This window comes from Pseudomonas sp. UBA4194, assembly GCF_002379585.1.
Lineage (GTDB): Bacteria > Pseudomonadota > Gammaproteobacteria > Pseudomonadales > Pseudomonadaceae > Aquipseudomonas.
In genome coordinates, this window is sequence record NZ_DFUE01000015.1 from 49640 (window position 1) to 61532 (window position 11893).

An 11893-nucleotide genomic window follows, 5' to 3' on the forward strand; every position below is an offset into this window, starting at 1 on the left:
GGCGGCCTGATTGAGGTACACATGTCCATTTTCAACGGCTTCGCGTCCCTGTTGCAGGGCGATTATCTGCACGCCTTCCTGGGCGGCATGGCGCTGACCCTGGAGCTTTTCGTCATTTCGGCGGTACTGGCATTTCTGCTGGCGTGCGTGCTGATGGCGATTCGGCTGGTGCCGGGGCGTGCCACCGATGTGCTGGTCAGCGCCTATGTGGAATACCACCGCAACGTGCCCAGTCTGGTGCAGCTGTTCGTCTGGTACTTCGGCGTGCCGCAACTGCTGCCTGCTTCCACGCAGAACCTGATCAACGACAACGGCGGCGAGGTGATCTTCGCAATCATTGCGCTCACCCTGAATGCGGCAGCCTATGTCAGCGAGGATTTGCGCAGCGGTTTTCGGTCGTTGCCCTCCGGTCAGACCGAAGCGTCACGGGCACTGGGTCTGGGCTACGTGCAGACCTTGCGCAAGGTGCTCATCCCGCAAGCGATCTGGGCTTCGGCCCCGTCGCTGGTCAACCAGACGCTGGGACTGTTCAAGACCACCGCGCTGGCGATGGCTATCGGTACCGCCGAATTGATGTACATCACTCGGCAGATCGAAGGTGAAACCTACATGACCTTCCAGACGTTCGCCGTGGCCAGCCTGTTCTACCTGCTGGGCTCGTGGGCAATCATGCTGTGCGGCTCGTTGCTGCAGCAGCGCAATCAATCGCGGATGGCGAGGTAGGCATGCTGGACATTCTCCACGATTACGGCCCGTTGCTGCTGATCGGGCAATACCCGCAGGGCCCGTTGGGCGGGCTGGCACTGACCATCATCCTGGCGCTGGTGAGCCTGATTGCCTCGTTCCCCATCGCCATCTGCATTGGCCTGGCGCGTACTTCGAGCATCGCTCCATTGCGCAATGCGGCGCTGGCCTACACCTATGTAGTGCGGGCCATTCCGCTGTTGCTGCTGATCTTCTGGACCTACTTCGTCATACCGCTGGTGACGGGCTACAACATCTCCGGCACGGTGACCATGGTGGTGGCGTTGGTGGTGTACGAAGGCGCCTACCTGGGTGAAGTGGTGCGTGCCGGCATCAACGCCGTGCCCAAGGGGCAGGTGGAAGCGGCGCGAGCGATGGGCATGAGTTACAGCCAGTGCATGCGCAAGGTCGTGCTGCCTCAGGCGTTGTTCAACATGCTGCCCAGCATCCTCAATCAGTTCATCATGATCACCAAGAATACCTCCCTGGCCTATCTGATCGGGACCCAGGAAGTGACGTTCGCGGCGTATCAGATCAACAACCAGTTATTGACCCAACCCTTCCAGGTGTATGCCTTGCTGGCGGGTTTCTACTTCGTGCTGTGCTTTTCCCTCAGCCGTCTGGCCAATTGGCTGGAACGCTCGATCGAGCGCAAGCGTGCCGGGGTGGCCAGCCACAGGACCAACAGTGAAGCAGAGCAGCCTGTTCTGCTGGGGCAAGCGAAATGATCGAATTCAAAGACGTGAACAAGTGGTACGGCGACTACCGGGCGCTGCATGACATCAACGAGCATGTCAGTGCCGGTGAAGTGGTGGTGGTGTGCGGGCCTTCCGGGTCGGGCAAATCGACCTTGATTCGTACCGTCAATCGCCTGGAAGAAATCCAGGCCGGTAACATCCGTATCTCCGGCGAAGAGGTGCATGGCTCGCGCAAGCACCTCAACACCTTGCGCAGCCGTGTGGGGTTCGTGTTCCAGCAGTTCAATCTGTTCCCCCACATGAGTGTGCTCGACAACGTGATGATCGGCCCGATGACCGTTCTGGGGCGTTCGAAGGCGGATGCGGCGAACAAGGGCCGTGAGCTGCTGGCCAAGGTCGGCCTGGCGCACAAGGCCGACGCCATGCCGCTGCAGCTTTCCGGCGGCCAGCAGCAGCGTGTGGCGATCGCGCGAGCGTTGGCCATGGAGCCGCCGGTGATGCTGTTCGACGAGCCCACCAGCGCCCTCGATCCGGAGATGGTTGGCGAGGTGCTGCAGGTGATGAAAGACCTGGCCGCCGAAGGCATGACCATGATCTGCGTGACCCATGAGATGGGCTTCGCCCGTGAAGTCGCCGACCGCATCTGGTTCATGGATGCCGGTCAGGTGCTTGAGCGGGCTGTGCCGGAGGTGTTCTTCACCACGCCCCAGCACCCGCGTGCGGCCAAGTTCATTGCCGACATCCGGGGGCACTGAGTGATTCCGGTCGCTACTTCTGCCGGGTCACCGCACCTGACGGTTCGCCAGGAATGGCTGGCGCAGGTGCGCGAGCCCGCATTGGAGCCGGAGCTGGCCATCGTCGACGCGCATCACCATCTGTGGGACAGGCCCGCGGGACGCTACCTGATGGAAGATTACCTGGCCGATATCAATGCCAGTGGCCATGCCGTGGTTGCGTCGATCTATGCGCAATGTCGGACCATGTTCGACCTGAGTCGGCCGCCGGCCAGCCAAAGCGTCGGTGAAGTGGAATTCGCCAACGGTGTGGCGGCCTGCAGTGCCAGCGGTCAGTACGGTCATCCCAGGATCAACGCTGGCATTATTGCCGGTGCGGATCTTTGCCTGGCGCCGCAGTGGCGCCGGTGCTCGAGGAAATGCGTGAGCGGGCAGGCAACCGGCTGTGCGGTGTGCGCAACACCACGGCCTGGCACGCTGATGCCCGGGTGGTCTCCAATCCGTCACCGCCCCCGGCCGGCATCCTGAGCAGCGCCGAGTTTCGCCAAGGTGTTGCCGTGCTGCGGCAACACGATCTGACCCTCGACGTTTGGGGGTACCACACCCAGCTGCCTGAAGTCATCGCGCTGGCCCAGGCTTTTCCTGATCTTGCGATCGTGGTCGATCACATGGGCGGCCCGCTGGGTATCGGGCCTTACGCCGGGCAGCGAGAGCAGGTGTTCGAACACTGGTCGGCGCTGGTGGCTCAGCTGGCCAAGCTGCCCAACGTGCGAATGAAGCTCGGTGGTCTCGGCATGCGCGTGGCAGGCTTCGATTTGCACAAGCAGCCGTTACCGCCCACTTCAGCCCAATTGGCCGCGCTCTGGGCGCCCTATGTGATGCACTGCATCGAGGTTTTCGGGCCGCAGCGATGCATGTTCGAGAGCAACTTTCCCGTGGACAAGGGGATGTATGGCTACGGGGTTCTGTGGAACGCCTTCAAAAGGATCACGCGGGAATTGAACTGCGCGCAAAGGACGGCGCTTTTCAGCGGTGTGGCGACGCAGACCTATGGTTTGGCGCTACAGACAACGGCTCCTGGCCCGATGGGACAGCCAGGTATCGGTTAACCCTCACAACACGCGTTGCCGACTGACGGCGTCTGGTACCCAGGCGTTCAGGATTCGCTCGGCCCGATTTTGCCCTTGCTTGCGCGGTTTTCAGTTTCAAGGAACTTGCCGGCGGTGCTTCGTGGCGCCGGCCACATCAAAAGGTGAACAGCATGTCCAACGGTTTCAGAGTTCTTCAACGCACCCGCCAGGTGTCCGCAGAGCTGGTGCAGCGCTACCGCGCGGTGCCAGTCGCGAATATCAGCGATTCAATGAGCCGCATGACGGCTGCTGGTGCCACCTTGCGGCCGATGCACCGCGGCGGTGTGCTCGCCGGCCCGGCGCTGACGGTCAAGTGCCGCCCCGGGGACAATCTGATGCTGCACTACGCCCTGGATATCGCCCAGCCGGGTGACGTGATCGTGGCGGATGCCGGTGGCGACCTGAGCAATGCGCTGATCGGCGAACTGATGTTGGCCTACGCCCAGAAGAAGCGTTTGGGGGGCATCATCATCAACGGCGCGATCCGCGATGCCGTAAGCATTCGCGGCAGCGACTTCCCGGTGTTCGCAGCGGGTATCACCCACCGGGGGCCTTACAAGGACGGGCCGGGCGAGATCAACGTGCCGGTGGCCATAGCAGGGATGGTGATCGAACCGGGCGATCTGGTGATAGGCGATGATGACGGGGTGCTGTGCGTGCCCTTCGACCACGCCGAAGCGGTGTTCGAGAAGGCTGCGGCCAAGCTTGCGGCGGAGGCTCAGCAGTTGCTGGATATTGCCGAGGGGACTAATGATCGGGCGTGGGTCATCGATGCGTTGAAGGCCAAGGGGTGTTATTTCGGTTGAGGGGGGTTCTGGGGGGAGTGGGTTTTGGGGGGGATGGTCCCCTCACCCCAGCCCTCTCCCTGAGGGAGAGGGGGCTAAGAGCGGACCGCGTACGGCGGCCACCCCCCAGTTGCTAGTTGTTATCAATACTTCCAGGTTACCGAAGCCGTCAGATTGCGTGGAGCGCCGTAGTTGGAAGCGGTCTGGCTGTACATCGACAGCAGATACTTGCGGTCTGTCACGTTGTTGAAGTTCAGCGACGTGCTCCAGTTGCTGTCGATATCGTAACTGGCCATCAGATCGACCAAGGCATAGGCGTTCTGCCGGACATAGCTCAAGGAATCATTCTGGATCGCGCTCTGCCAGCTGACGCGGGTGCCTACCCGTGCCTGTGGCAGACCGGGCAGGCGGTAGGTCGCCAGGCCACGGAAGCTGTGGGTCGGCACGTACTTGCGGTCCTTGTCGCCGTCCTGGTCGTCGATGCTCACATAGGTATACCCGGCCAGCAGGTTCAGGCCCGGCAGCGCCTCACCCGATGCTTCGAGCTCGATACCATGGCTTTTGTAGTTGGCTGTCTCGTACAGGTACTGCGAACCCACCTGCACATAACCTGCGGCCACGTTGCTTTGCTGAGTCTTGAACACGGCGGCGGTGACATCCAGGCGGTTGTTCAACACGCTGCCTTTGACACCGGCTTCCAGGCTCTTGCCTTCCAGTGGGTCCAGCAGCTTGCCGTCCAGGCCCAGCGTGCTGTATTGCGGGTTGAAGATCCGCGTATAGCTGGTGTACAGGCTCCATTCCGGCGTCAGGTCGTAGACCAGCCCCGTGTAGGGCGTGACCTTGCCGTGCTCGCGCAGCGAGTGGTCCGCGCCATAGCTTTCGCCCGACCCGTCGGCGCTGATCATCCTTGCCCCGGCGATCCAGTGCAGGTCGTCGGCCAGGCTGAAGCGGGCACCGGCAAACACGCTTTTTTGCCGGTCTTCGAAGTTCTGTGTGTTGGTGTCGCTGGTGAACAGGAACGAAGGATGGGGCGTCTGCCCGGCCAGGATGCCGGCGAACGAGGTGTCGTAGTAACCGCCTTCGGCAGCGTCGTACTCTCGTGCTTTCTGGTGCGTGCGGCCGTAGTTGGCGCCGAGGGTCAACTCGTGATCGCGACCGAACAGGCTGAAGGGACCCGAGACCTTCGCTTCGCCGATCAACTGATGCGCCTTGCTGGTGGTGTGGGCGGCAAACACCGACGCATCATCGTCCTGCAGACCTGCCACGTAGAACATGTTGGTGTCCTGTCGCTCGGTGATGCCGGTTGCAGTCAGGGTCGCGTTCCAGCCGTTGCCGAAGTCATGCTTGAGCTCGGCGAAGGCTTTCTGGGTGTGCATGTTCCAGTAGGTCCACGGCTGGCCGACACTGGAGCTGCGGCTGCTGTAGTGCAGAGGATTGTTGTTGCTGTCCACCAGCGGCAGGTTGCCCCAGGTGCTGCCGTTGGAGTCGCTGTTGTGCTGCGAGAAACCCACCGTCAGCGTGTCGGCGTCCGACAGGTCGAAGGCCAGCAGGCCGGCTACGACGTTCTTTTCGTGGCTGTAGTTGTCGAGCCACGAGTTACCCTTGTCGTGGGCATAGATGAAGCGGCCGCGCACATTGCCGGTGTCGGTCAGCGGCCCGGACACATCCACGTCGATCCGGCGGTTGTCCCAGGACCCGACGCTGGTGCTGATCTGCGCCTGGGCGTCGTGCGTGGGGCGCTTGCGCACGAAGTTGACCGTCGCCGATGGGTTGCCAGTACCGCTCATCAACCCATTGGCACCGTGCAGCACATCGATCTGCTCGTACTCGGCCATGTCCAGGTCGCCGACCAGAATGGTCTGGGCGAACGGCATGCCCATGCCGTCGTACTCGAAGGTGCCGATGTCGAAGCCGCGTGAGGTGAACTCGGTGCGGTCGGTCTCGCTTTGCTCGACGGTCACCGAGGGCGCAGAGCGCAGGGCGTCCTTGATGCCATTGATCCTGAAGTCATCCATCTGCGCCCGAGTCACCGTGGTGATTGCCTGGGGCGTTTCCTTCGCCGTCAGGCCCAGCTTGGTGGTACTGGAGGACGGTTTGCCCTGGTAGCCCTGGCTGATGCCGTCGGTCTGGATCGCGCTGTCTTCGATCTGAGTGCTGGGCAGGGTCAGTTCATCGGCGGCATGGGCAAGGGGCAGGGCGCTGCAAGCGCCCACCAGCAGCAGGCTGGCAGGGAGGCGACGATTCAAGGGTAATGTCCTGGAGTGAAAGGGTGCGATTACGACTCTGATTCATAGTGCAAATGAGAACTAGAAACAAATAGTAACAAACCGTGGACATTTTTTTCACATTCTTTCGGGTAACGGCCTTGATACGTTGACAGCCTCGCTCGGAACAGACGCTCAGCCCCAGAACGCCTGCCCCAACGTCCGCGCCAGAATCCCCACCAGCCCGCCCACTGCAGCCGGCTTCCAGATTTTCGCCACCCGCGGTCCGGCGGACATCATGATGGCGATGCCCGGCAGGTCGAGGGTGTGTACCAGCCAGCCGGCGCTGGTGTTGATCAGGTGGGCATCGGCCTGACCGTGGTTGTGCATGTCCACCAGCACCCCCAGCAGGGCGCTGCCGCCGGCCAGGTATTTGGTCAGGGTGGGCAGGATCAGTGCCGGGTTGATGCCGGCCCAGCCCAGTATTGGCGTCAGTACCACCTCCAGCCAGTGGATGATGCCGACGTCCTTGATGACGAGCACGAACAGCAGCGAGAGCGCAACCAATGGAATGGTGCCGGTGGAGATGCGAAAGGCCTCGTTGCCGGCGCTGCTGATGATGGCCAGCACGCCCTTGGGGTCATGGGCGACCGGATGGTGCAGGGTTTCGTCCTGCGGCTGCTCTGTCGCCGACAGCCGACGGCCCGTCAGGTAGTAGGTGAAGGCTGCGGCAATCAGCCCGCCGATGATGGAAATCAGCATGAACGTGCCGAAGCTCAGGCCCAGACCCGCGAGGGGGTAGGTGACATTGGCCTGAGCCATGGCGAACACCATGGCCAGGGTCGCTGCCAGGTGGCGGTCCGATACACCGCGTCGGTCCATGGTCGCCAACGTGGCCACGGGTGCCGCGAAGCTGACGAAGTTGACCTGCAGCAAGGCGAACACGCTGAGCCCGGTCAGGCCGAAGGGTTTAAGTACCGGGGCCAGCAAGGTCACCAGGCGGTCCAGGACGCCGAAGGCTTCGAGCAGCCGCATCACACACAGCATGATCACCATGACGGGAAGCAGTACGAACAGGGCCGGTTCGACGGCGGATTTACCGGCAGTCATGATGAGCGTGATGATGTCCATGGGCGGCGCTTGAATCCTGTGCTGGGGGCGGGCATGCCGGGGCTCGCCGAAGTTCGCCGCCATCCTACCAGCAACGCCGACGCTGCTGGATGAAGCCGCGCTGCCTGTCAGCGCAGGCGTGCAGCCGCGAACGGGCGGATATCGATGGGCGCAGCGCGGCGACCAAACAGGCTGGCCACGATGTCAGCGGTCATGGGCCCTGCGGACAGCCCGACATGGCCATGACCGAATGCATAGACGATGCTCGGGCTGGCGGAGGACGTGCCGATCACCGGCAAGCCGTCGGGGGTGGAGGGGCGGTGGCCCAGCCAACGGCTGACGGTCGGCTTTGGCGTCTGGTCGCCGAGCCCTGGGTAGGTGTCGAGCAGATGGTGCAGCAGAATGTCGGCCCGCGCCCAGTCCGGCGGCGCCTCGACGCTGGCCAGTTCGACCTGGCCGGAAGCGCGCAAGCCTGCGGCGGTCATGGTATTGGCCATCTTGCCGTCGCCCGGCATCACCGGAATGCAGGGTCCGGTCGCGGGCAGAGCGATCTGTACGTGGTAACCGCGTTCGCTTTCCATGGACACGTTATCCCCGGCCAACGCCGCCAGCGCCTTGGAGTGCACGCCGGCGGCAATGACCACGCCGTCGCAGGGAAGCGGCCCTTGGTCGGTGAGGACGGCGCGCACCTGTTTGCCATCCAGCTCGAAGCCTTTGGCCCGCGCCTTGAGCAGCACCGCGCCTTGGGTAACCGCGCTTGTCACCAGTGCGCGGACATAGCTGCCGGGATCGACGCAATGCCCCCCGGCTTCGACCAGCACGCCGAAGCCGTATCGCGCATTCAACGCGGGCTCGAAGGCATGCAGCGCAGTGGCGTCGAGTTCGCGCCATTGCACGCCGTTGTCGCGTCGCAGCTGCCAGGCAAAGCGCTCCTGGGCAAACGCTTCGCGGTTGGGATAGACGTAGAGCAGCCCGTCCTGGCGAATCAGGGCTGGCACCCGGTTGGCGGCGGCCAAAGCCAGGTGCCGGGTGGGCGAATCCGACAGCAGGCTGGAAAGGATGCGTGCCGTGCGCGTGGCTTTGGCTGGGGTGGCACCGGCCCGCACGAAACGGATCAACCACGGGGCCAGCCTGAGCAGGTGACGCCAGCGGATGGTGAAAGGGCCCTTGGGGTCGAGCAAATAGCCAGGGACCTTCTTCCACAGGCCCGGCATGGACATGGGAATGATCGAGCCTGGGCTCAGAAACGCGCCGTTGCCGTAGCTGGCCGCCTGTTCACCACCCGGCTCGCCGGGTTCGATGAGGGTGACGCGGTGGCCGTCTTCGAGCAGGGCCAGCGCCGAGCAAGCGCCGACGATGCCGGCGCCGATCACGGCGATGTGGCGTTGGATGGGCTTCGACATGCTGCTGTCCTCTGGGGCGTGGTCCGCTGCGGGGGAGAGTTTCGTGGGGTCTGGGTGCTGGGGTGAATGGTCCCCTCACCCCAGCCCTCTCCCTAGGGGAGAGGGAGCACGGAGCAGGTCATCGCTCCGCGAGGATTCGTGCATTGCCGCGCAGCGAGGCCTCGGAAATCGAGATGCCCAACCCCGGTGCGGTGGGCACGATCACGGCGCCGTCGCGGTTGGGGATGCGCTCTTCGAGTACGTCTTCGGTCAGTACGTGGTGCGGCATGTAGAACTCGCAACCCAGGGACATGCCCGGTGTGGCGGCAATGAACTGGGTGCCGGCGGCCAGCGCCACGCCGCCTTCCCACAAGGTGCCACCGTAGCCCGGTAAATGGGCGGTGCCGGCAATGGCCATCAGCGCCTGCGCCTTGAGCAGGCCGCCGGCCTTCATCAATTTGACCGAGATCGCATCGGCCGCGCCCAGGCGGATGATCTCCATCAGGTCGCGGGCGTCGAAGCAACTTTCGTCGGCCAGGATCGGCGTATCCAGAGCGTCAGCGAACGAGGCCATGGCGGCCAGGCAATCACGCGGCACGGGTTGCTCGATGAAGGTGGGGCGAAAACGGTCGACATCGCGCAGGATGTTGATCGCGCCGAAGGGCGACAGGGCCTGGTTGTAATCCAGGCGCAGGTCGATGGCGTCGCCGAATTCATTGCGCATGGCTTCCAGATGGGCCATGTCCTGAGCGTGGGATTTGACCCCGGTCTTGACCTTGAAGATGCGATTGCCGGCCGGCACCATCTCGCGCATGCGGGCCATGTCAGCGTCGAAATCGGGGTCGGCAATGGAGAACGACAAGGGGATGCTGTCGCGCACTCGGCCACCGAGCAAGTCGGCCACCGACAAGCCCGAGGCCTTGCCGAGGATGTCGAACATGGCGGTTTCGATGGCCAGCTTGGCCTCGCCATGGCCCACCAGCGCGGTGTCCATGGCCAGGGTGGTCTTGCGGATGGCGCGGATCGACGCGCCGATCACGACGGGCCGCAGATAGGTGTCGATGGCCGCGAAGGCGCCTTCGGCGGTGCCGGTGAACACTTCCCACGGCGCCGCTTCGCCCCAGCCAACGATGCCCGAACTGGAGGTCAACTCCACCAGCACGCGCTTGACGCTGCCCTTGACGTTGCCCACGCCTTGCAGGCGCGCCATCTTGATCGGGCTTTCGAGTAGGAATACCCGCAGCCGCTGGATGCTTTCGTTGTCAGAGGTCATTTGCCAGCTCCATATTTCTTCTCGCGATAGCGCACGATCACGGTCAACGGGAACAGAATCACAAAGTAGGCCACGGCCACCGCTGAATAGGTTTCGAGCGGCCGGAAGCTGTCGTGGGCAACCATCTGGCCCTGATAGACCAGGTCCGGCACCGCCAGTACCGACACCAGCGAAGTGTTCTTGAACTGCATGATCGACTGGTTCATCAACGCCGGAATCATGCGCCGTACAGCTTGCGGCAGGATGATGCGCAGCATGGTCTGGGCCGGCGTCATGCCCAGCGCATGGCCTGCCTCCTGCTGGCCCGGGTCGATAGATACGATCCCGCCGCGGATGACTTCGGCGTAGAACGCCCCGCCATAGCACGACAGCGCCAGCAACGAGGCCGTGATGGGGGTCATCTCCACGCCTGCCAGAATCGGCAGCGCGTAGTAGAACCAGATCAACTGAACCAGCACCGGGGTACAGCGAAACACTTCGGTGAAGGTGAGGGCGGCAGCCCGTATCAGCTTGAAGCGCGACAGCAGCCCCATGGCCGCCAGCAGACCGATGGCCAGGCCGCCGATGACGATGGCGATGGTGAACGATACCGTCAGGCCCAGGCCCTGTAGAAACAGCCAACGGTATTCCCAGAGTGCGGAAAAATCCCACTCGTACATGTGCAGACCTCACATAAAAAGGGGGCGGATCAGCGGTGGTCAAAGGCCCCGGCTGATCAGATTTCGAAGCCTTCGGGGAAGTCCTTCTGGGTCACGCCGACCAGCGCCATATTGCGCATGATGGCCTCCTTGATGAAGCCGTTGTCGCGGTGTTCGCTGATCCAGGCGTCGACATAGTCGCGCCACGAGGTGTCTTCCTCGCGGCGGAAACCGGCATTGGACGTCGTGAAGTTCACGGGCGTGGGCACAATCAGTTCACCGATCGACGGGTGCTTGGCGCGCAGTGCCAGGGCCAGCACCATGACCAGACACTGGGCATCGACGCGGTTGGACTGCAATGCCGCGGTAGCATCGCTGGCGGTTTTCAGACGCGAGATGCTGGCCTTGGGCAGCAGCCGGGTCACGGCCGAATCGTGGGATGAGCCGGCGTCCACGCTGATGCGGGTCTGCGGTGTGTCGAGGTCTTCCCAGCTTTTCGCGGTTACCGATTTCTTGGCAATGAAGGTGAAGGCGTTCTTGAACACCGGCCCCGAGAAGTCGATGACTTTCTGCCGCTCCGGGGTAGGGTTCAAGCCGAAGAACACATCGGTCTTGCCGGCCTGCAGGTCAAGCACCGAATTGCCCCAGGTGGTTTCCAGGATCGACAACTTGATACCCAGGTCGTCTGCCAGTTTCTGGCAGATGTCCACGTAGAAACCGCGCCATGGGCCGCCCGTCAGGCTTTTCTGGTAATAGGGAGCGCCGTCGCCGATGCCGCCGATGCGCAACACGCCGGAAGCCTTGACCCGCTCCAGGGAACTGCTGGCAGCGGCGCGAGCACCGAGGGCCATGAGCCCAGTGGAAGCGCCCACGACGCCAACCCCAACCAGCTTCGAAAAATGTCTGCGCGTGATCATGCCAATGCCTTCCCCAATGAGCCAAATTCAGATGTCATGTTTCATCGTCCATCAAACAGCTTTATCTGGCAGTCGAAAGAAAAGCTTCGCGCCCGTCGGCAGGATTCCGCTATGGGTTCCCAGAGCCCGTGCTGCTGATTGTTGTAGGGCAGATGACTTCTGCTCGGTGCTGCGCGGGTCATTCATGAACGCGGCGCGGCCGCCTTGCAGCCTCGCAACCAGTGAATGACCCTCGTCACGCCTCGTAGGCCGTGATTCATGGCGCCTATTGTTGACAT

The 11893-nt window shown here is 63.0% G+C and carries 12 protein-coding genes; 6 read left to right on the top strand and 6 right to left on the bottom strand.

Annotated features, from left to right (window positions below):
• Positions 1–21: 21 nt before the first annotated feature.
• From B3397_RS03485 to B3397_RS03510, 6 genes are all read left to right on the top strand, one after another.
• Complete coding sequence (locus B3397_RS03485; protein WP_296247328.1) at positions 22–723, top strand: amino acid ABC transporter permease; 702 nt, start codon at positions 22–24, stop codon at positions 721–723.
• A 2-nt stretch (positions 724–725) separates the two neighbouring features.
• The gene (locus B3397_RS03490; RefSeq protein WP_296247330.1) at positions 726–1472 is read left to right on the top strand and encodes an amino acid ABC transporter permease; all 747 of its coding nucleotides are present in this window, start codon (positions 726–728) and stop codon (positions 1470–1472) included.
• Entirely contained in the window at positions 1469–2197 is a 729-nt protein-coding gene (locus B3397_RS03495) for an amino acid ABC transporter ATP-binding protein (protein WP_296247331.1), read from the top strand. The genes B3397_RS03490 and B3397_RS03495 overlap by 4 nt, the downstream gene beginning before the upstream one ends.
• Positions 2198–2704: a hypothetical protein gene (locus tag B3397_RS22480; protein WP_414704341.1), complete on the top strand. Its 507-nt coding sequence runs from the start codon at positions 2198–2200 to the stop codon at positions 2702–2704.
• Positions 2596–3285 (top strand): amidohydrolase family protein, encoded by a 690-nt coding sequence (locus B3397_RS03505; protein WP_414704340.1) that lies wholly within the window; start codon positions 2596–2598, stop codon positions 3283–3285. Before B3397_RS22480 ends, B3397_RS03505 begins: the two co-directional genes overlap by 109 nt.
• 152 nt (positions 3286–3437) lie before the next feature.
• Positions 3438–4112, top strand: a complete 675-nt coding sequence (locus tag B3397_RS03510; protein ID WP_296247334.1) for an RraA family protein — start codon at positions 3438–3440, stop codon at positions 4110–4112.
• 122 nt (positions 4113–4234) lie between these two features.
• Here B3397_RS03510 and B3397_RS03515 read toward each other — a convergent pair whose 3' ends face one another.
• From B3397_RS03515 to B3397_RS03540, 6 genes are all read right to left on the bottom strand, one after another.
• Positions 4235–6337 (bottom strand): TonB-dependent siderophore receptor, encoded by a 2103-nt coding sequence (locus tag B3397_RS03515; RefSeq protein WP_296247336.1) that lies wholly within the window; start codon positions 6335–6337, stop codon positions 4235–4237.
• 153 nt (positions 6338–6490) lie between these two features.
• Positions 6491–7426, bottom strand: a complete 936-nt coding sequence (locus B3397_RS03520) for a nucleoside recognition domain-containing protein (RefSeq protein WP_296247337.1) — start codon at positions 7424–7426, stop codon at positions 6491–6493.
• Positions 7427–7533: 107 nt separating this feature from the next.
• On the bottom strand, positions 7534–8808 hold the full coding sequence (locus B3397_RS03525; protein ID WP_296247339.1) for an NAD(P)/FAD-dependent oxidoreductase: 1275 nt from the start codon (positions 8806–8808) through the stop codon (positions 7534–7536).
• Positions 8809–8926: 118 nt separating this feature from the next.
• Entirely contained in the window at positions 8927–10060 is a 1134-nt protein-coding gene (locus B3397_RS03530; protein ID WP_296247341.1) for an enolase C-terminal domain-like protein, read from the bottom strand.
• Positions 10057–10719 carry an amino acid ABC transporter permease gene (locus B3397_RS03535; RefSeq protein WP_296247343.1) on the bottom strand — a complete coding sequence of 221 codons (663 nt, stop codon included), beginning with the start codon at positions 10717–10719 and terminating at the stop codon, positions 10057–10059. The genes B3397_RS03530 and B3397_RS03535 overlap by 4 nt, the downstream gene beginning before the upstream one ends.
• A 56-nt stretch (positions 10720–10775) precedes the next feature.
• Positions 10776–11615: a transporter substrate-binding domain-containing protein gene (locus B3397_RS03540; RefSeq protein WP_296247344.1), complete on the bottom strand. Its 840-nt coding sequence runs from the start codon at positions 11613–11615 to the stop codon at positions 10776–10778.
• Positions 11616–11893 lie beyond the last annotated feature (278 nt).